The organism is Mesorhizobium sp. B264B1B (genome assembly GCF_020165765.1).
Taxonomy (GTDB): domain Bacteria; phylum Pseudomonadota; class Alphaproteobacteria; order Rhizobiales; family Rhizobiaceae; genus Mesorhizobium.
In genome coordinates this window covers 1-19514 of sequence record NZ_JAIUIS010000009.1, presented here as the reverse complement: position 1 = coordinate 19514, position 19514 = coordinate 1, and the positions used below count along the sequence as shown (strand labels likewise).

At 64.3% G+C, this 19514-nt stretch carries 23 protein-coding genes; 12 read left to right on the top strand and 11 right to left on the bottom strand.

What is annotated here, in order from left to right:
- Positions 1-6: 6 nt before the first annotated feature.
- From LB547_RS19205 to LB547_RS19185, 5 genes are read left to right on the top strand one after another with little or no spacing between them, the layout of a single operon-like run.
- On the top strand, positions 7-993 hold the full coding sequence (locus tag LB547_RS19205; protein ID WP_140763314.1) for an ABC transporter permease: 987 nt from the start codon (positions 7-9) through the stop codon (positions 991-993).
- The gene (locus LB547_RS19200; protein ID WP_140763317.1) at positions 990-1820 is read left to right on the top strand and encodes an ABC transporter permease; all 831 of its coding nucleotides are present in this window, start codon (positions 990-992) and stop codon (positions 1818-1820) included. Before LB547_RS19205 ends, LB547_RS19200 begins: the two co-directional genes overlap by 4 nt.
- Positions 1817-2656 (top strand): ABC transporter ATP-binding protein, encoded by an 840-nt coding sequence (locus LB547_RS19195; protein WP_181178027.1) that lies wholly within the window; start codon positions 1817-1819, stop codon positions 2654-2656. Before LB547_RS19200 ends, LB547_RS19195 begins: the two co-directional genes overlap by 4 nt.
- Complete coding sequence (locus LB547_RS19190) at positions 2653-3444, top strand: ATP-binding cassette domain-containing protein (RefSeq protein WP_140558316.1); 792 nt, start codon at positions 2653-2655, stop codon at positions 3442-3444. Before LB547_RS19195 ends, LB547_RS19190 begins: the two co-directional genes overlap by 4 nt.
- Positions 3441-3926 (top strand): L-2-amino-thiazoline-4-carboxylic acid hydrolase, encoded by a 486-nt coding sequence (locus LB547_RS19185; RefSeq protein WP_224655821.1) that lies wholly within the window; start codon positions 3441-3443, stop codon positions 3924-3926. Before LB547_RS19190 ends, LB547_RS19185 begins: the two co-directional genes overlap by 4 nt.
- 32 nt (positions 3927-3958) lie before the next feature.
- Here LB547_RS19185 and LB547_RS19180 read toward each other — a convergent pair whose 3' ends face one another.
- From LB547_RS19180 to LB547_RS19165, 4 genes are all read right to left on the bottom strand, one after another.
- A complete protein-coding gene (locus tag LB547_RS19180) occupies positions 3959-4705 on the bottom strand; it encodes an ATP-binding cassette domain-containing protein (protein ID WP_140500435.1) in 747 nt (248 codons plus the stop codon).
- Positions 4698-5759 (bottom strand): ABC transporter permease subunit, encoded by a 1062-nt coding sequence (locus LB547_RS19175; RefSeq protein ID WP_140500436.1) that lies wholly within the window; start codon positions 5757-5759, stop codon positions 4698-4700. Before LB547_RS19175 ends, LB547_RS19180 begins: the two co-directional genes overlap by 8 nt.
- A gap of 99 nt (positions 5760-5858) precedes the next feature.
- The gene (locus LB547_RS19170) at positions 5859-6836 is read right to left on the bottom strand and encodes an ABC transporter substrate-binding protein (protein ID WP_140500438.1); all 978 of its coding nucleotides are present in this window, start codon (positions 6834-6836) and stop codon (positions 5859-5861) included.
- A 427-nt stretch (positions 6837-7263) separates the two neighbouring features.
- The gene (locus LB547_RS19165; protein ID WP_140560212.1) at positions 7264-8169 is read right to left on the bottom strand and encodes a sugar-binding transcriptional regulator; all 906 of its coding nucleotides are present in this window, start codon (positions 8167-8169) and stop codon (positions 7264-7266) included.
- Between the two features lie 283 nt (positions 8170-8452).
- Here LB547_RS19165 and LB547_RS19160 point away from each other — a divergent pair, with 283 nt between their 5' ends.
- Positions 8453-9361: a tagatose-bisphosphate aldolase gene (locus LB547_RS19160; protein ID WP_140560211.1), complete on the top strand. Its 909-nt coding sequence runs from the start codon at positions 8453-8455 to the stop codon at positions 9359-9361.
- A 35-nt stretch (positions 9362-9396) separates the two neighbouring features.
- Positions 9397-10851: an ROK family protein gene (locus LB547_RS19155; RefSeq protein ID WP_140560210.1), complete on the top strand. Its 1455-nt coding sequence runs from the start codon at positions 9397-9399 to the stop codon at positions 10849-10851.
- 78 nt (positions 10852-10929) lie between these two features.
- On the opposite strand, the gene LB547_RS19150 is transcribed toward LB547_RS19155, so the two are convergent.
- Positions 10930-11541, bottom strand: a complete 612-nt coding sequence (locus LB547_RS19150; RefSeq protein WP_140560209.1) for an NAD(P)-dependent oxidoreductase — start codon at positions 11539-11541, stop codon at positions 10930-10932.
- A gap of 36 nt (positions 11542-11577) precedes the next feature.
- Positions 11578-12216, bottom strand: coding sequence for a DsbA family protein (locus LB547_RS19145; protein ID WP_140513822.1), 639 nt, complete (start codon positions 12214-12216; stop codon positions 11578-11580).
- A gap of 134 nt (positions 12217-12350) precedes the next feature.
- On the opposite strand from LB547_RS19145, the gene LB547_RS19140 reads away from it, so the two are divergent.
- Positions 12351-13268: a LysR family transcriptional regulator gene (locus tag LB547_RS19140; RefSeq protein ID WP_140513823.1), complete on the top strand. Its 918-nt coding sequence runs from the start codon at positions 12351-12353 to the stop codon at positions 13266-13268.
- Positions 13269-13354: 86 nt separating this feature from the next.
- Here the strand turns inward: LB547_RS19140 and LB547_RS19135 are convergent, their stop codons facing one another.
- The 4 genes from LB547_RS19135 to LB547_RS19120 form a co-directional block, all read right to left on the bottom strand.
- Positions 13355-13651 carry a DUF982 domain-containing protein gene (locus LB547_RS19135; protein WP_140513824.1) on the bottom strand — a complete coding sequence of 99 codons (297 nt, stop codon included), beginning with the start codon at positions 13649-13651 and terminating at the stop codon, positions 13355-13357.
- A gap of 338 nt (positions 13652-13989) precedes the next feature.
- Positions 13990-14301: a hypothetical protein gene (locus LB547_RS19130; RefSeq protein ID WP_224655820.1), complete on the bottom strand. Its 312-nt coding sequence runs from the start codon at positions 14299-14301 to the stop codon at positions 13990-13992.
- Between the two features lie 72 nt (positions 14302-14373).
- A complete protein-coding gene (groL, locus tag LB547_RS19125; protein WP_140513825.1) occupies positions 14374-16005 on the bottom strand; it encodes a chaperonin GroEL in 1632 nt (543 codons plus the stop codon).
- Between the two features lie 57 nt (positions 16006-16062).
- The gene (locus LB547_RS19120) at positions 16063-16377 is read right to left on the bottom strand and encodes a co-chaperone GroES (RefSeq protein ID WP_140513826.1); all 315 of its coding nucleotides are present in this window, start codon (positions 16375-16377) and stop codon (positions 16063-16065) included.
- Positions 16378-16713: 336 nt separating this feature from the next.
- Between LB547_RS19120 and LB547_RS19115 the strand changes: the two genes are divergently transcribed.
- Both LB547_RS19115 and LB547_RS19110 read left to right on the top strand, forming a co-directional pair.
- Positions 16714-17055: a hypothetical protein gene (locus LB547_RS19115; RefSeq protein ID WP_224655819.1), complete on the top strand. Its 342-nt coding sequence runs from the start codon at positions 16714-16716 to the stop codon at positions 17053-17055.
- 24 nt (positions 17056-17079) lie between these two features.
- Complete coding sequence (locus LB547_RS19110; protein WP_140513827.1) at positions 17080-17358, top strand: usg protein; 279 nt, start codon at positions 17080-17082, stop codon at positions 17356-17358.
- A 124-nt stretch (positions 17359-17482) separates the two neighbouring features.
- Here the strand turns inward: LB547_RS19110 and LB547_RS19105 are convergent, their stop codons facing one another.
- Entirely contained in the window at positions 17483-17800 is a 318-nt protein-coding gene (locus tag LB547_RS19105; RefSeq protein ID WP_140560207.1) for a DUF982 domain-containing protein, read from the bottom strand.
- A gap of 266 nt (positions 17801-18066) precedes the next feature.
- Between LB547_RS19105 and LB547_RS19100 the strand changes: the two genes are divergently transcribed.
- Both LB547_RS19100 and LB547_RS19095 read left to right on the top strand, forming a co-directional pair.
- Positions 18067-18549 (top strand): Hsp20 family protein, encoded by a 483-nt coding sequence (locus tag LB547_RS19100; protein ID WP_140500457.1) that lies wholly within the window; start codon positions 18067-18069, stop codon positions 18547-18549.
- A 78-nt stretch (positions 18550-18627) separates the two neighbouring features.
- Positions 18628-19134, top strand: coding sequence for an Hsp20/alpha crystallin family protein (locus tag LB547_RS19095; RefSeq protein ID WP_140560206.1), 507 nt, complete (start codon positions 18628-18630; stop codon positions 19132-19134).
- The last annotated feature ends 380 nt before the right edge of the window (positions 19135-19514 follow it).

Here is a 19514-nt window from a genome sequence, read left to right as displayed (position 1 = left end):
GCCGCCATGAACCGCGCCCTCACGCTCCTCCGCCGTCGCCTCGTCGGCAGCGTCTTCGTGCTTTTGATCGTCGTCATCGGCACGTTCCTGCTGCTCGAGGCCGCCCCGGGCGACGCGGTCGATGCCTATATCGTCTCTACCGGCGGCGATGCCGGCATGATCGAGCTGTTGCGCCATCGCTGGGGCCTCGACCAGTCGGAGCTGACGCGGCTCGCCAACTATCTCTGGGCGCTGCTGCATCTCGATCTCGGCCAGTCCGTCACCTTTTCGCGGCCGATCCGCGACGTGATCCTCGAGCGCCTGCCGACCACGCTGTGGTTGATGGGCAGCGCCACCGCGCTTTCCTTCGGCCTCGGCTCGGCGCTGGGCATCTATGCCGGCGCCAGGCCGGGCAGTTTTCGCGACCGTTTTCTCTCCATCGGTTCGCTGGCGCTCTACGCGGTGCCGGGTTTCTGGCTCGGCCTGGTGCTGATCGTCGTCTTCGCTGTCGACCTGCGCTGGCTGCCGATCGGCGGCATCGAGACCATCGCCTCCGGCAAGGCCGGCCTCGACCGCGCCGCCGACATCGCCATCCATCTCGTCCTGCCGGTCTCAGGCCTCGGCTTCATCTACCTGGCGCTCTATTTGCGGATGATGCGTGCCGGCATGACCGAGGTCTGGCGGCAGGATTTTGTGCTGGCCGCCCGCGCCAGGGGCTTGTCGCTCCCCCGCATCGTGCTTGCCCATGTCGCCCGCAATGCGCTGCTGCCATTGGTCACGATGCTCGGCCTGCAGTCGGCGCAGATGCTGGGCGGTAGCGTCGTCATCGAGAGTGTTTTTGCCGTGCCCGGTCTGGGTCGGCTGGCGCAGGAGGCAGTGGCCGCGCGCGACACGCCCTTGCTGCTCGGCATCATTCTCGTCAGCGCCGTCCTGGTCATCGTCATCAATCTTCTCGTCGATGTCGCCTATGCCTTTCTCGACCCGCGCGTCGGCGCCAACGAGGCCGGCACATGAGCACGCTCCGCCGCTTTCTGCGCACGCCGGAGGCGGTCGCCGGCGCCATACTCCTGGCGGCATTGTGCGCCATGGCCCTGTCGGCGCCGCTGCTGTTTCGGGGCGACCCGCAAGCCATCGCCGGCCCGGCGCTGCTGCCGCCCTTCCAGGACTGGTCGCTGCCGCTCGGCACGGATCGCCTCGGCCGCGACGTGCTGGCCGAGCTTTTCCACGGCGCCCGCACATCGCTTGCCGTCGGCCTTGCGGCAGCCGCCGCCGCACTGGCCATCGGCTCGATGGTGGGCACGGTGGCCGGGTTTGCCGGCGGCCTCACCGACGAGGTGCTGATGCGCGTCACCGATGCCTTCCAGACCGTGCCGGGCTTTCTGCTGGCGCTAGCCTTCGTCAGCGTGGTCGGCCCTTCGCTCGGCGTCGTCGTGGCGGCAATAGCGCTCGGCACCTGGACAGGGCCCGCGCGCGTGGCCCGCGCGGAAGTGCTGTCGATCCGCGAGCGCGACTACGTCGCCGGCGCGCGCGTCATCGGCATGCATCCGCTGGAAATCGCCTTTCGCGAGGTGCTGCCCAATGCCTTGCCGCCGGTGATGGCGCTGTCCTCGGTGATCGTGGCAGCGGCGATCCTCACCGAGGCGGCTTTGTCCTTCCTCGGCCTTGGCGACCCCAATCGGGTCACCTGGGGCGGCATGATAGCGGAGGGCCGCGCCGTGCTGCGCACCGCGCCCTTCCTGTCGATCGCGCCCGGCATAGCACTGGTTCTGACGGTGCTCGGCGTCTATCTCGCCGGCGAAGGCATCGTTGAAACCACGGCGGTCCGAAGAGGCCTGTCGTGACCGCGCTGGCTTCGATCCGCAACCTCGCGGTGACCTACCGCCGTGACGACGGCGAGGTGGTGGCGCTGAGGGACATCAGCCTCGACATCGTGGCTGGCGAGCGGCTGGCCATCCTCGGCGAAAGCGGCTCGGGCAAGAGCACATTGGCGCTGGCGATTGCAGGCTTGTTGCCGGCGAGCGCCAGGATTGACGGACGTATCGATTGGGTTTTGCGACCGTCGATGTTGGGTGCCAAGGCAGAACGCCTACCTTCCCGTTTTCTCGAAAAGGCACCCCTCCTCGGCCGCGATATCGGCTTCATCTTTCAAGACCCGTCCGCCAGCCTCGATCCTGTCATGACCGTCGGCAAACAGATCGCCGAAGTCTCCCGAACCCATCTCGGTCTCACATGGCCTCAGGCATACGCCAAGGCGAAGGATCTGCTCGAACGCGTCCGTCTGCCCGACCCGGACTCCGCCCTGCGCGCCTATCCGCATCAGCTGTCCGGCGGCCAGAAGCAGCGTGTGGCGATTGCAGCCGCGATCGCAGCCGGCCCAAGACTTTTGATCGCCGACGAGGCGACCAGCGCGCTCGACACCATCGTGCAGGCCGAGATCGTCGCACTGATCCGGCGGCTGGTGGAAGAAGACGGCATGACGCTGCTGTTCATCAGTCACGACATTGCGCTGGCCGCCGAGCTGGCGGACCGCATTGCGGTGTTCCGGCATGGCGAATTGATCGAACTTGGCGCCACGCAACAGATCGTCAGTGCGCCAACTGAAGCCTACACGCGCGCGCTGCTCGAGGCCCATATCGGCCTCGACGCCGAACCGCTGCACCACGGTGTGATGGCATGAGCGCCCCTGTGCTGGCGGTTTCCAACCTTACCAGGCATTACCGCCGTGGCGGCAAGACAGTTACCGCGGCCGACGACGTTTCTTTCGAAATCGGGCCCGGCGAGACGCTGGCGCTGGCCGGACCCTCCGGCAGCGGCAAGTCGACGATCGCCCGGCTGGTGTTGCGGCTGATCGAGCCGGATGCCGGCCGGATCGAGTTTGAAGGCCATGATTTCCTGGCTCTGGGCGGCGCCAGCTTGCGTGCGCGTCGCGCTCGCTTGCAGATGGTGTTCCAGGATCCGCTTGCCGCCTTCAATCCGCGCGCCACGGTGGCGCGCGTGCTTGACGACCCTTTGCGCATCCACGGCGTCGCCTCCCGTTCCGAGCGCCCGCGCCGTATCGCCGCCCTGCTGGAGCGCGTCGGGCTTACGGCGGAGCTCGCCTCTCGCGCCATCCACGAAATCTCGGGCGGCCAGCGGCAGCGGGTGGCGATTGCCCGCGCCATGGCCACGAAACCCTCGCTGATCGTGCTCGACGAAGCGGTGTCGGCACTCGATGTTTCGGTGCGCGGACAGATCCTCGATCTTTTGCTCGACCTGCAACGCCAGGAACGGATCGCTTATCTCTTCATTTCGCATGATCTCGGCGTCGTCAGGGCCGTCGCCCACCGCGTCATCCTTCTCGACGGCGGGCGGATTGCCGAGAGCGGCGATGCCCGCGCCGTCATCGATGCGCCGCGATCGGCTATCGGCAAGGCGCTCGTGGCAGCCGCACCAAAGCTCAGAAGAACCACGCAGGAAGCATCATGATCGACCCCGAAGCCAGAGCCGAGAAACTGTCGCGCGAACTCGATTCCGCATTCCGCAACCGGGCCGACCTCTATCGCCTGTTCCTGGATGAGTTGACCGGAGAGCTGGGCGCCGAAAGAGCCGAGGCGATAATGACCCGGACCATCGAGCAGCGCGGCAAGGAAGTGGCAGCAGCCGCCTTCGCCGGATTCGGTCCCAACGACGCGCGCTCAATCGGCGAAGCTTTCCTGTCGGTCAGCCCGGATGACGGCCGGATGTATCCGACCGATGTCGAACGCGGGCCCGACCGCATCGCCTTCAAGGTGAAACGCTGCCCCCTCAAGGATGCTTGGGTCGAGGCCGGCGTCGGCGAGGAAAAACTCGCGACGCTCTGCCGCATCGCCGGCGCCTTCGACCGTGGCCTGTTCGAGGCGACCGGCGTGCGTTCGACAATGTCACCTGGACGCCCGGCCACGGCAGCGGCTGCTGCCACATCGCGCTGACCAACCGCGATGCCGGCTAGCAATCGACGGCCTTAGCCGCCGACCATCAGCCTGACGACCTCGTCATGGTTGGTCTCGGAAATCTTGCGCTCGCCGGCCTGGATCCCACGCCGCAGCACGACGATGCGATCGGAAACGGCGAAGATGTCCTGGAGATTATGCGAGATGAAGATCACGCCGCGCCCTTGCGCCTTGAGCTGATGGATGAGCGAAATCACCTTGCGCTGCTCCGGCACGCCGAGCGCGGCCGTCGGTTCATCCATGATCAGGATCTGCGCGTCCCAGTAGACGGCGCGGCCGATGGCCACGGCCTGCCGCTGGCCGCCGGAGAAATTGCTGACCGGCGCGTTCAACCGGCTGACGTGAAAGTCCAGCCGCTTCATCGTCTCCCTGGCGGCCTCGGCCATGGCCTTGCGGTCGAGCACCGGCAGGAAGCCGAACGCCTTGCGCATCGGTTCGCGGCCGAGGAAGATGTTGGCACCGATCGACAGATTGTCGGCCAGCGCGAGATCCTGGTAGATCGTCTCGATGCCCTTTTCGCGCGCCTCCTGCGGCGTGGCGAAAGCCACCGGCTGACCTCTGAGCAGGATTTCTCCGCCCGTCGGCTGGAACACGCCCGATATTGCCTTGATCAGGGTCGTCTTGCCGGCGCCATTGTCGCCGGCAAGCGCCACCACTTCGCCCGGCCGCACGGCCATGGAGAAATCGTTGAGCGCCCGTACCGCACCGAAGTGCTTGGAAAGGTTCCGGACTTCGAGGAGGGGCTCGGTGCTATTCATCCTGACGGGCTCCACTGAACCGGCGCTGCGCCTGGTCGATGAGAACGGAAATGATGATGACGACGCCGACGGCGATGAACTGCCAGAACGGCTCCACATTGACGAAGACCAGCCCGTATTGGATGACCGCGATCACCAGCGCGCCGGCGACGGTGCCGAAGATGGTGCCGGAGCCGCCGAACAGGCTGGCGCCGCCGATCACCACCGCCGCGACGCTGTCGAGCAGCAGCGGTTCGCCGGCCTGCGCTGCCCCCGCCGTGAAGCGCGCGGCATAGAGCGCGCCGCCAAGGCCGGCGCACATTGCCGACAGCACATAAAGCCGCAGGATATGGCCCCTGATGTCGATGCCGGCGCGGCGCGCGGCCTGCACATTGGCGCCGATAGCGTAATTGTGCTGGCCGAACCGGGTCTGGCTGAGCAGATAGTGCATCACGACGACGAAGACAGCGGCGATCATCACCAGATAGGGCACGCCATGGAACTTGCCGTTGCCGAGCAGTGCGAACCAGGAATTCTGTACCGGCACCGTCGTGCCGCCGGCAAGCAGGAAGGCGACACCGCGGGCGACGCCGAACATGCCGAGCGTGCCGATGAAGGGCGGGACCCTGAGCCGCGAGATCAGCAAGCCGTTGATGACGCCGGGCACGCCGGCCACGATCACCGCGGCAAGGATGCCGGCCAGCATGGCCAACGGCAACGGAATGGCGGCGCCCGCCATGTTGGTGGCATGCGCGGCGATGACCGCCGCAAGGCCCATGATGAAGCCCAGCGACAGGTCGATGCCGCCTGAAATGATGACGAAGGTCTGCCCGGTCGCCAAAAGCAGCGGCGCCACGGCGAAGATCGCGATGGATTGAAGATTGAACGGATTGAGCACGAAAGTGGCGCCGAAGGCGCTCCGCGACCAGATCTCGAAACAGATGATCAGGCCGGCGAGAAACAGCCAGGCGCGCCCCTCGGCGATGCGTGCGATCCAGCTCCTGGCGGGATCGCCGTGGTCAGCCTGGGGGGCGACATGCTTCTCGGCTGGCTGTGCTGGTGATGTCGAGGTCATGAGTACTCCGCGGCGCGGCTGCCTTCAAACAGGTCCCGCCCTGGCGGGACCGGCACAGGCTCCTCCCGGCGCACCGGGAAGAGCCAAGCTGGTCCGGACTTACTCGGAGTAGAGATACTTCGAGATGTTCGGATCGGCGATGTTGGACTTGTCCATGATCGTGAAGCCGGTGCCGATCGTGACCGGGATGGATTGGCCGGTCAGGTGGGCATAGGCCGAGACGACGCCGAAATAGCCGATCTCTGCGGGATGCTGGGCGATCGCCACATCCACAAGGCCGGTGTTGATGTTGTCGACGATGCTGGTCGGAGCATCGAAGGCAACCACTTTGACGGTGCCCGTCTGCCCTGCCTGCTTGACGCCATTGGCGGCGCCCAGCGCCGAGAACAGATTGGCGCCGAACACGCCGACGAGGTCGGGGTTGCGCGCGAACACCGCCTGCAGCTGCGAGGCCGCCTTGTTGGCGTCGTCGTCATTGAACTGGGTCTCGAGAACGGTGATGCCGGGATGGTTGGCCATCTCCTTCTTGAAGCCTTCCTCGCGCTGGTCGGTGGTCGAGATGCCGGGCTTGACGTTGGAGACGTAGACCTTGCCCTTGTCGCCGACGGCCTTGGCAAGCGCCCGCGCCGCGATTTCGCCGCCCAGCACATTGTCCGAAGCGATGTAGGCCAGCGGGAAATCGGCGTCACCCGCTCCGGTCTGATAGGCGCCGGTGCCGATGAACGTATCCACGGTGATGACCGGAATGCCTGCGTCATTGGCCTTGCGCAGCGGCTCGACCAGCTGGACCTTGTCGGTAGGCGCGATCAGGATCGCGTCCGGCTTCTTGGCGATGACCGCGTCGAGCACCGGCACCTGGGTGACCGGATTGAACTCAGGAGCGCCCTGGAAGACCAGGTTCACGCCAAGGGCGTCGGCCGCGGCCTGGGCGCCCTTGCGCATGGTGATGTAGAAACCGTCGGTGGTCAGGCCCGGAACGAGCGCGATGGTGTATTTCTTGTCCTGCGCCTGCGCGGGCGCGATAAGCACCGTCGCGCTGACGGCGAGAGCCGCGAGCGCGGCAACGATCTTCTTCATGACATCCTCCTCATTGTGTTGGCAGATCTGCCGTTGCAAGTGACATCGAATGGCCGTCGTCCGCTTGGGACAAGACGGCCGGGAACGCCTGTTTGCTTTTCGCGGGCAGCTCCTCCCAAGCGCCCTCCAGTCGATATGTCAGCCGGTCCAGCCGACCGGCACGATAGCCACGGTCACTTCCTCACCTCCGCGAGGTCAGAGAACCACGGCACCCGGCATGCATTGCACGCCAAGTTCACAAACTTGTAACACTTTGCAGAAATAAATTGCAACTCGGTTTTCCGGGTCGCAACGCCGGATTTTTCACGCAACATCCGACTGCTCCACAAAGTCCCGCCGAACTATTGCCTCGACTTCTCGGCGGCACAACCGATTTCGTAAAATCGCCCTCGCGAACTGGAATGCGGCGGCGGGGCGGCGGGCGGCACTATCGCGGCGGCAGGGTAGCGAGGATGGCTTGCGCCGTCTTCGTATCCGTTATCACGGCGTTGATCAGCCGGGCGCGAGCGGCGCCGATGATGGCCGTCGCCTTTTCCGGCGACGCCGCGACACCGATCACCAGCGGCACGGCGCGGAGCTGCGCCGGCGACATAGCGATCATCCGGCCCTCTCCTTCCCAGGCGATCAGCGCGCCATCGGCATCGAAATAATGCCGAAGGACATCGCCGGCCGCATGGACCAGCGCCTGCTCGCTCGGCGTGGCTGCGCTCGCCTCGGGTGCATTGATGGCATGCGGCAGGCCGATGCCGACGATCGCCACATCGGTCCTGTCCCACAGCGCGACGGCATCGCTGATGGCGGCATCACCAAGGAAGACTTCACGCAATTCACTGGAAGGCAGATAGGGCGCATGAATGAAGTGCGGTATCCCGCCGAACTCCTCGGCGGCGAGGCGGACGAATTCGTTGACCTGAAAATGCGCCGCGTGCTGCTGCATGCCGCCGGTGGCGGCAACGGTCAGCACGCCCGGAATGCGCGGCAGGCCGGCGCGGATCACCTCGCGCACCGCGCGCCCCCAGCCGATGGCGACCACGGAGCCGGCCACCAATTGCGCCTGCTTGAGAAGGCCGCCGAGCGGGCCGGCCAGCGCCGTCAGCGCGCCTGCGGCCGGCGTCTCGACCACCGCTGCGTCACGCAGGCCTAGCCTATCGATTAGCTGTCCGGTGATCTCCTCAGGTGCCGCCAGATCGAGAACCTCGATACGGACGATCCCTTCCGCCCGCGCCCGCTGCAAGAGGCGCGATATGGTCGCGGTGGAGACGCCAAGCTGCCGCGCGATATCGACCTGCGACATCTCCGCCTCGTAATGCAGTTTGGCGACCGTGTGCAGCATCGTGCGCGATGCGGTCGCATCCTGAATGGGAGGGACAGCCAGCTTGCAATTCCTTTCAGCAACGTGTTACACACGTATACGCCGATGGGAGTTATCGCGCAAATCCGGCGAACTCGCAACTTGAGGCCGTCCTGCCCAGGCGCCGGCAAGGTGTGCTTTTCCGGGCAATGGACGGCGCATCAAGACGGCAATTCTCCCCTGCCGGCAGGCGGGCAAACTGAACATTCTTGTTTCCACGGGATTCGCGCCCTCGGCGAGAGAGCGCCAACATCGGACAGAGACCATGACAAAGATGACCACCGCGGAGTTGCGCGGCTATCAGCAGATATGCGGCAAGGACGGGGCCATGGTGGCCATCGCCTGCGACCAGCGCGGCGGCATGCGCACCTTGCTGGCGTCGGATCCGGCCGAACAGGCCAGGATCACCAACGACATGCTCGGGGACACCAAGGCCGACATAACGCGCTACCTTGCAAGTGCTGCGTCCTGCGTGCTGCTCGACCCGCTCTGCGCGGTGCCGCGGGTTGTCGAGGAGGGCGTGCTGAACCGCGATACCGCGCTGCTTATCGGCCTCGACGCCTCGGGTTTCGACGTCTCGCCTGAAGGCTATCGCCTGTCGCGCCTTGTCCCCGGCATCGATGCGCGCCGCGTGCGCGAACTGGGTGGCACGGGCGGCAAGATCATGGTGTATCTGCGGGCCGACAAGCCCGAAGCGAATGAGCACAACATTGCCATCCTGCGCCAATGCATCGCCGATTTCGGGCAGGAAGATCTGTTGCTCGTCGTCGAATTCCTGACCTATCAGCTCGAAGGCGAAAGCCCTGAAGATTATGCGACGAAGACGCCGTGGCTTGTCGAGGAAGGCACAAAAATCTCGCTGGAGTGCGGGGCAAAGGTGCTGAAGCTTCCGTATCCCGGAACGCCGGAGGCCTGCGCCAACATCACCAGAATGGCCGGCGAGGTGCCGTGGGCGGTGCTTTCGGCCGGCGTCAACCACGCCACCTTCCTCGGCCAGGTCGAGATTGCCATGCAGAACGGCGCCTCCGGCGTTATCGCCGGCCGCTCGCTGTGGAAGGACTGCATCTCGCTCGATCGTGACATTCAGCGCGAAAGGCTTAAGACCATCGCGGTGCCGCGATTGCGTGAGATCCAGGCGGTAATCGGGCATCACCGGCGCAAGGCCGCCGCCTGATATCCGCGTTGGATCACCGGCACGTGCAGGACGTCATGCCTCTCACCATAGGGATAGATATAGGCGGCACCAATCTGCGGGCCGCCCGCATTTCGGGCGCCGGCGAAATCCTCGAACGTCTTTCCGAAAAGAGCGCGCCGGACCCGCAGGCTGTGCTCTCGCGGATCGCCGGGATGGTGCGCCGGCTCGACACATCGGAGGTTTCGGCCATCGGCATCGGTGTTCCCGGCCGCGTCGATGCGCATCGCCGCGCGGTCCTGTCCGGCGGCTACGTCAATCTGGCCTCCGTCTCGCTGGCGCAGTGCCTGGAGGACATGGCCGGCAAGCCCGTCGTCATCGACAATGATTGCAACATGGCACTGGTCGCCGAGATGGCGCTCGGCGCCGGCCGGGGTCATCACGACGTCGCCATGTTCACCATCGGCACCGGCATTGGCGGGGCCGTCGCTCAAGATCGGCGGATCGTGCGTGGCCGGGCAACGGCAGGGCAGCTCGGCCACATCACTGTCGACGTCAATGGCGAGATCTGCGCCTGCGGCCGGCGCGGTTGTGTCGAAACCACCAGTTCAGGCACCGCGCTTGGCCGTCACATCGCGCGGGCCGGCTTGCGTCCCGACCTTTCGATCGACCAGCTCTTTGCCCGCGACGCCGCCGGAGACGTCCAGGCGCGCGCTATACTCGAAGTCTGGGCAATGCCCTTGCGTGCCGCCATCGATACCAGCGTCGCCATGTTCGACCCCGGTGTCGTCCTGCTCGGCGGCGGTCTTGGCTGGGCGGCACACAAGGCGCTCGGCCGCGCGCCGGTCCTGGCGCCGTGGTACCAGTGCCCGGTCGAGCCGGCGCAGCTCGGCGACGACGCCGGCGTGATCGGGGCGGGATTGCAGGCGCTGGCCGGAACAGACAGGGCGACAGCGCCGATTTTTGGCCGGCATTTTGTGCAAGCCGGCGCGGCCAGGCGCGCCGTGCTGGTCAACGGCATCCCGGCCAGCGGCAAGAGCACGGTGTCGCGCGGCATCGCCGACCGCAGGGGATGGCCGTTGCTTGCGCTCGACACGATCAAGAATCCGTTTCTCGAGGTGCTCGGCGGCGGCGACCGCGCATTCAACCGCACGCTCGGCCGCGCCAGCTATCAGGCGATCTGGTCAGTCGTCGGCGAAGCCCCAGCGGGCTCCACATTCATCGTCGACGCCTGGTTCGGTTTCCAGCCGCGCGAGCTGCTTGAGGATCATCTCAGGAATGCCGGTGTCGAACAGACTTTCGAAATCTGGTGCCACGCGCCGGGCGAGGTTTTGGCCGAACGCTATGGCGCCCGGCTCGGCCAGCGTCCCGCCGGCCATCCAGGCGCGGCCTATATCCCCGAACTGATCGAACTCGCCAGGCGCGCCGAACCGCTGCGGCGCGGCCCGCTCTTCGACGTCGACACGACGAAACCGATCGACTTCGATGCCATCATGGCATGGCTGCGAGCGATAATGACGGGCGACGTTTAGAACGTTGATGGACAAGAAGCAGCTGGGCTCGCCAACTCCGAAAGCCGTTTCGCTTTCGAGCTGGCCAGGCCTGCCTAGTCAATAACCGACGGTGAAGCGCTGCTTTATGTAGGCGGGCTTCTCGATCTCGTCGACCATCGCGATGGCGTAATCCTCGAAGGAAATGCTGCTGCCCTTGTCCGAAGCCAGAAGCGTGTCCTTGCCGAGGCGGAACTTGCCGGTCCGCTCGCCCGGGATGAACATGGCGGACGGCGACAGGAACGTCCAGTCGAGGTCATCGATGGTCTTCAACTTGTCCAGGAAGTCAGCGCCCTTCTGCGCCTCGGCCTTGTAGATGTCAGGAAATTCGGGCGTGTCGACCAGCCGCTTGCCAGGCGAGACCTCAAGGCTGCCCGCGCCACCGACGACCAGGTAACGCTTCACGCCGGAGGCTCGCACCGCGGCGATCAGCGTGTCGGCATCGCTGTCGAGGAAATGCACCGAACTGATCACCACATCGTGGCCGCGGACCAGCTTGGCGAGGCCTTCCTTGTCGAAGACGTCGCCCTTCCTGGCCGTCACGCCAGGCAGCGCGGCGATTTTTTCAGGATTGCGGGCGATGCCGGTGACCGTGTGGCCACGGCCGGAGAGTTCCTTGAGCAGGCGCGAACCGACTGCGCCCGATGCGCCGATGAGAGCGACTTTTGCCATGTCTTTTTCCATTCCTTGTTGGAGGTGGGTTGGGGGTCACGCGGCCGCGATATGAGCGAGGAGATTGTCGAAACTGCCGAACAGCGCGTTCGAACCGATGAGGCGCGGCGCATCGTTGCGGATGACGGCGAGCGAAGGCACGCCATTGGAATGCAAGCGCTGGAACAGCGCGCGGCCTCGGCCGACCAGTTCGCGGTGAGCTGTCAGCAATCCTTCGGTTGGCGCCTTCACCAGTTCGCCGGCATCGGCCATGCCGGCGGCGGCGAGCACCTCGGCGACACCGCCGACCGTGACGATATCGCGCCCATCGACATAGCGCGCGTTCTGGATCGCCTTCAGCGCGGCCAGCCGGCGGCCGGGATCTTCCGGGCCCGCTGCGGTAATCGCGAGGGTCGCGGCATGGGAATCCAGCAACGTGCCGCGAACATTCAGCACGTTGTCCCGATAGGCCTGCGTGAAAACCTGTCCCGTTAACCGCTCGATGCGCTGGTCGTTCGCCCAGGCATGGGCGGCAAAACCGTCATCCATCGGCCGAGCGCCTGCCCCCGAAAACAGGCCGGTCGGCAAGAGCTCGACGCGCACGCCGCTGGCGGACAGTTTTTCGAGCATCGGGCTTGCGCCATAACACCAGCCGCAGAGCGGATCGAAAAGATAGGTCACTTCTGGATTGCCCACGGTCGCCCGGTCTCCGTTGCGGTGGCGTTGGCTGCCCCGTCCGCCAAATGTCTTGGCTTACATGTGGCAGGTGATGGTCTTGCAATAAACGGTGCCCAATAATACAAACTGTCTGATCTAATCAGACAAAGCATGTGACCGAACTCCTGAATCTCAATCGGCTTGTCTATTTCACCACGGTGATGGAGACAGGCTCGTTCACCACGGCGGCGGACCGGCTTGGCGTGGCCAAGGCCGTGGTCAGCCACCAGATCGGCAGGCTTGAACAGGAATTGGGCGCGACGCTCATGCGGCGCACGACGCGGCGTGTCACGCCGACCGAGGAGGGTCGCCTCTTCTACGACCGCGCGATGATCATCCTGCGCGAAGCCGAAGCGGCCTATGGCGAGATCTCGCACGGGGCGATCGAACCCAAGGGAATGCTGAGGCTGACCGCGCCGCTCGACTATGGCACCAAGATCGTTGCGCCGGTCATGGCCGCCTATCTCCGAACCTATCCGCATATGCGCGTCGAGGCGATTTTCGATGACGCCGTCAGCAATCTGGTGGACGAGCAGATCGACCTCGGCATCCGCGTCGGCTGGCTTGCGGATTCCTCCAATCAGGCGCGGCGCCTGGGCACGATACAGCAGGTCGTGGTGGCGAACCCGACCTTCGCCGCAAGGCTGCCGCCCGATGTCACCCCGCGCCAGGCAAGATCGCTTGCCTGGGTCGGCAACGCCCAGCTGCGCGGCATCGGCCAATGGCTGTTTTCAAGAGAGGGAGAAACGGTGTTGACCGAACTCAACCCGGTCATCATGTGCGACAAGAGCCCGGCGGCTCTTGCCTGCGTGCTCGCCGGTATCGGATTGGGCGTATTTCCCGACTACAGTGTCGGCGACGATATCGCCGAGGGGCGTCTCGTGCCGGTATTTGCCGACTGGACGTTGCCTGCCGGCGGCATCCATGCCGTTTTCCCTCCGGCCCGGTTCCGGCCAGCCAAGGTCCGCGCCTTCGTCGAGTTGCTGGCGGCCGCCGAGAAGAAACGCTCGCGTCTCGTCGAAACGGCCTGAGGCGACGGAGACAGCCCGCCAGCTCAAGGCTGACGGGCTGATCGTTTTGGTCGCCGGGCGCTCACCGATAGGTCGCGTATAGATCCTCAATCCGCTCGCACGGTGCGGCCGCTGGGCGCGGTACTCGCAGGCGAGATCATATTCGGCACCAGAATGTCATTGCGGCGCGCGAAGGCGATCAAGGTCGCCCGCACGGTTTCCGCATCGATCTCGCCGGCAATGCCGGCTTTGCAAGCGTTGAGGGCGACGGCATGGGCGCCGTTCCGGCTGGCAACGGGCCAGTCCTGCAGCACGGCATATGCTTCCATCGCAGTCTCGATCGTCACCGGAAGCCCCATTCCGACCAAGATCGTCACGGGTTCTTCAAAGCGCATCTGTGCCATGGTTTAAACCTCCATTCGACGGCAAACGAACCGAAGCATGTCGGGCAGCCTGGTGCGCGAAGACAGGTCGGCGCGGATAGGGCGGGTGCGCCGGTGTCGTCGGATTTCCGGCAGCCGCGAGCCTGATCTCGGCTGGCTCGACCCGGCTTGGCTTGAGCACCGGCGAGCCTCGGCCGGGCGCCGGTAGCGCCCTATGCGCCCTGGCGAGCGCCTCGAGCCAGGCAAGGACGGAAAGCGGCGGAAGCGCCCGCCCATCGAGCCAGGCGGCGACCTGGCTTTGCGGGCAACCAAGCTCGTCGACGAGGTCTGCCGCTTTCCACCTCAACGTTTTCAGGCATTCACGCAATTGGCCCACGATCATGTCGGTCCTCCTCCCAACCGGACATCGGTCCATCGTTTGCTGTGGGGCTCCGATGATCGCGTCCTCCATCCCTGGTTGAGCCGCCGGAGCTTTCCGAGGCTGCCGACACATGCTGCGCGGCCAGGAACATCAGCGTCGACGCCGCCGTTCGGCGGCTCCAGCCTGCGGACTCGGCCATGTCGAGAACGCGCATCAACAATGGCCCCAGCACGCTCCTGCATTCTGCCTCGTAGGCGAGAAATTCGTTTGCCGGATGCGTGGGCGCCGAAACGGAACCGATACCGGTCATAGTGGTCTCTCTCCAAACTTTCCCCGGGAAGCGCCCGCTCCCACTTGTGGGAGCGGGCGGCCTCCCAGCGTCCTAGAAGTCCATGCCCGCGCCGGCGGGCATGGCAGGGGTCGCGGCCTCCTTCTTTGGCTTCTCGGCCACCATCGCCTCGGTGGTGACCAGCAGGCCAGCGACGGAAGCGGCGTCCTGAAGCGCGGTGCGCACGACCTTTGCCGGATCGATGACGCCTTGGCCGTAGAGATCGCCGAACTCGTTGGTCTGGGCGTTCCAGCCCCAGCCGAACTCGCTCTTCTCACGCAGCTTGCCGACGATGATCGAGCCCTCGGCGCCGGCGTTCTCCGCGATCTGGCGCACCGGGGTCTCGATCGCACGCCGCACGATCTCGACACCGGTCCTCTGGTCGGCATTGTCGATCGGCAAGGCATCGAGCGCCTTGGCGGCCCGGAGCAGCGCGACGCCGCCGCCCGGGAGTACGCCTTCCTCGACCGCCGCACGGGTCGCATGCAGCGCGTCGTCGACACGGTCCTTGCGCTCCTTCACCTCGACTTCCGTCGAACCGCCGACACGGATGACGGCGACGCCACCGGCGAGCTTCGCCAGCCGCTCCTGCAGTTTCTCGCGGTCGTAGTCGGAGGTGGTCTCCTCGATCTGCGCTTTGATCTGGGCGATGCGGCCCTGGATCTCTTCCTTGCGGCCAACGCCGTCGACGATGGTGGTGTTTTCTTTTTCGATCACCACCTTCTTGGCGCGGCCCAGCATCTGCAGCGTGACGTTTTCGAGCTTGATGCCGAGATCCTCGCTGATCGCCGTGCCGCCGGTGAGGATGGCGATATCCTCCAGCATCGCCTTGCGGCGATCACCGAAGCCGGGCGCCTTGACGGCCGCAACCTTCAGGCCGCCGCGCAATTTGTTCACGACCAGCGTGGCGAGCGCCTCCCCTTCCACGTCCTCGGCGATGATCAGCAGCGGCTTGCCCGACTGCACGACCGCCTCGAGGACGGGGAGCATGGCTTGCAGGTTGGACAGTTTCTTCTCGTGGATCAGCACATAGGGCTCTTCAAGTTCGACGCGCATCTTGTCCTGGTTGGTGATGAAGTACGGGCTGAGATAGCCGCGGTCGAACTGCATGCCTTCGACCACCTCCAGTTCGGTCTCGGCGGTCTTGGCCTCCTCCACCGTGATGACACCTTCATTGCCGACCTTCTCCATCGCCTCGGCGAGGAACCGGCCGATCTCGGGATCGCCGTTGGCCGAAATGGTGCCGACCTGGGCGATCTCGTCGTTTTTCGTCACCTTGCGAGCGTTGGCCTTCAGTTCGGCAACGACCGCCTCCACGGCCTTGTCGATGCCGCGTTTCAAATCCATCGGATTCATGCCCGAGGCGACGGCCTTGGCGCCTTCCTTGACGATGGCTTGGGCAAGAACGGTCGCGGTCGTGGTGCCGTCGCCGGCGATGTCGTTGGTCTTCGAAGCGACTTCGCGCACCATCTGCGCGCCCATGTTTTCGAACTTGTCTTCCAGTTCGATCTCCTTGGCCACCGTCACACCATCCTTGGTGATGCGCGGCGCGCCGAAGGATTTGTCGATAACGACGTTGCGGCCTTTGGGACCGAGCGTCACCTTCACCGCATTGGCCAGAATGTCGACGCCGCGCAGCATCTTCTCGCGGGCTTCGGTATGGAATTTCACTTCCTTGGCAGCCATTGGATCACTCCTTCAATTTAGGCAGCTTTCGTTGACTGGTAACTTGGCAAGAAGCCGTCAGGCGGCCTTCTTCACGGTCGCGGTCTGCTCGATCACGCCCATCACATCGCTTTCCTTCATGATGATCAGGTCTTGGCCGCCGAGCTTGATCTCGGTGCCGGACCATTTGCCGAACAGAATGCGGTCACCCACCTTGACGTCGAGCGGCTGTAGCTGCCCGGCTTCGTTGCGGGCACCCGGGCCAGCGGCGATCACCTCGCCTTCCTGCGGCTTTTCCTTGGCTGTGTCGGGAATGATAATGCCGCCAGCCGTTTTCTCCTCGGCTTCGATGCGGCGGACCAGGATACGGTCGTGCAATGGGCGGAACGTCATGTCGTTCTCCTTCAAGGACAAACAGTTTTTGAGGTTCCTCCGCGCCGGACCGGCAATATCGGCCCGGCACGAGGTGCCGCGACCCTTGTTCAGGCATCGCGCGCGCATATCGAGCTAGTTTTGGAATTTTCCGGTTTCAAGAGGTTGGCGCAAAAATTTTGGCGCTCGTCGCATGAGAGTGCCAACGCGTTGTTATCATGCGGGGATTCTCGCCAAGTCGACGATTTCACCGCTTGAATTTTGGTGAAGAGCTAACAAGATTATCCTGGCCGGCGCTGCCGAAGCACAGCCGGAAACTGGACGCTATCGAGGAGTTTTTGCAGACGGAGGACAGCGATGGACCGACATAAATTTTCGCCGATCATGCCTTCCCTGACTGACACGCCCGACACCTCGCTTGACCGGCTGCTTTCGCCGGCGAGGCACTTCAAACATCCTGACGAGGTATTGGAAGACGACGCGCTCGACCTCTGGGAAAAGCGGGCGATCCTGTCGTCTTGGGCCTCGGATGCCTGCGCGGTGGAGTCGATGCCGGAACTGCGCCTGCCGCCGGGAGTCGAGCGGCCGGTTTGCTTCGACCACATCATGGAGGCCCTATGCAAGCTCGACATCGACGTGCCGGCGCCGCGGTCCACGCCGGACGAATTCCGGCACGACTTCGCCAGGATGAATGCATGAGGTCGTCAGCGAAAGGAGAAACATATGGTGACTGCGGTCAGCAGAGAATTCCGCCTGCAGATGGATGGCTACGGCCTGACCACGGCCGAGATTCACTATTATATGCCTGACTACCCCAACCTGCTGCAGCTCTATGTCTGGCAGGAATACGACCTCGCTCCCGATTTTCCGGAGCTGAAGGGCTTCCTTGGCTATTGGGAAAGCGAACTGGACGGCGCGCTGCATTCCGTGCGCGTCGCACACCATCGTCTAATCACACCGTCGGAATGGCGCGCCGTTGACGGCATCGTTGCCATCCATTGAGCGGATCACATTGAGCGGATCAAAAAACCTGAAGCGCGTCGCCTGCAACGCGGCGCGCTCAAAGGCTCGATTGAGCATACCTAAAGTCAGAGCTTCCGAGCAGGATGGGCGGTAGGAATTCGTGTTATCCTGCTCTGACAGCCATCAGCGGGGCCGCCCCTGGCATCCTCGCGGAGCGGGGTTGGCGAGGCGAAGGGGAGCGGCCCCTCGTCAGGCCGGCTCGCTTGGCCGCCTTCAAGAAAGCCTTGTAGGCAGCACGCCCGCTGCGCCAGCCATCCAGCGCATCACGGCATGCGCGACCGGCGGCGCGCCAGCTTGGTCCGCGCGCCCATTTCGGCCATTGTTGATCCAGGCATTCCAGAGCCTCGAAGCTGCTGGCGACCTTGCGTGGGGCATCCGATAATTCGAGGGTAATCGGCTGAGGAAACCGAATATCGTTCATCACTTCCTCCGTTTTTTGACGTCTTTTTGCGAGTAAGCAATCGGATGGCGTCACCGGCGACCGTCCATCCGTGATCGAGATGGTCAGCCGTTCAGGCCGCGTCAAGAGCCGCCGGAATTTCGACGAGACGTTCGATCAGGCCTCTTGACGCCACGCCCGTCAGTTCCCAGATCGATTCCGCCGGCGCCGGAAGGGCCGGCAGGTCAAGGAGTGCCGATCCTTGGCACTCCTCGTACCCATGTTGCTCAGCGAAGGAGGATGTGGCTATGAGAACCGCTTTCGACTTTTCACCGCTCTATCGGTCGAGCATAGGCTTCGACCGCATTTTCGACCTGCTGGAGAATGCCAGCCGCACGGCGAACGTCGACAACTGGCCGCCCTACGACATCTCCAGGACCGGTGACGACGCCTACCGCATCACCATGGCGGTAGCCGGCTTCGGTCAAGACGAATTGAGCATCGTGCATGAACCCAACATGCTCGTCATCGCCGGCGAGCGTGCCGGAGAGGACAATGGCGAATACCTGCATCGCGGCATCGCCGGACGGCCGTTTGAGCGACGCTTCGAACTTGCCGACCATGTGAAGGTGACCGGCGCCGGCCTCGTCAACGGTCTCCTGACCGTCGATCTTCAGCGTGAGATTCCCGAAGAGATGAAACCGCGCAAGATCGAGATCGGCACCAGCATGGCCAAAGCCAAGGAAAAATCCGCGGCAAAGCCCGTGCAAGTGGAAAAACAGGCCGCGTGAGGCAATTCGGGTCAGGGCTTCCACCAACCGGACGCCGGTCGCCCGGTGGTGGAGACGCAAGCAAAGAGGAGAAAGACAATGAGCGTACGTGATCTCATTCCTTTTGGCCGGGAACGAGGCCAGGTGCCCAGCCTTCTGCGCGATGGCGAACGTGATCCGTTCATGTCGTTGCACCGCGAGGTGAACCGTCTTTTCGACGATGTTTTCCGCGGTTTCGGCTCCGGTCTGCCATCCTTGCCTTCCGTTGCCGCGAACGGCGGACGCTGGCCGAGCGTCGAGATCTCCGACACTGGAAAGGAGGTCCGTGTCACGGCCGAAGTGCCCGGCATGGAGGAAAAGGACATCGAGGTCCTGCTCGATGACGACGTGCTGACCCTGAAGGGCGAAAAGCGGTCCGAGAGCGAGGACAAGGAGCGCCAGTTCTCCGAGCGCTATTACGGCCGTTTCGAGCGCCGCATTCCGCTCGGCGTCGAGGTAGAGCAAGACAATGTCGAAGCGCGCTTCAGGAACGGCGTCCTGACGGTTACATTGCCGAAGACCGCGAAAGCGCAAGCGCAGGCAAAGCGGATCGAAATCAAGAGTTGAACCACCTATGCCGGCGGTTGGACAAACCCACCCGCCGGTTCAGGTCGAGATGTTGACGGCTTACACTGCGGACGCCATTGCTTTGCCGGCTGGATTATTTTCGGCGACAGGTCTGTCTTTTGTGCGGTGGCCCGGCTTGCCCGCCCCCCTGGTCGCTTTGGCTTGGCTTGGCTTTGGCTTGGCTTGGCTTGGTTTTGCGGGATTTGTTTTTGACCTTGGGCGTCGGCTTTGGGTGTTTGCTGGGCTGTGATGAGGGTTCTCAAATCAGCGGGCGGCCATCAGCCGGATACAAGAACAGCCCGGGGTGAGCCGGGCTGTTTTGATTTGGTTGCGGGGACAGGATTTGAACCTGTGACCTTCAGGTTATGAGCCTGACGAGC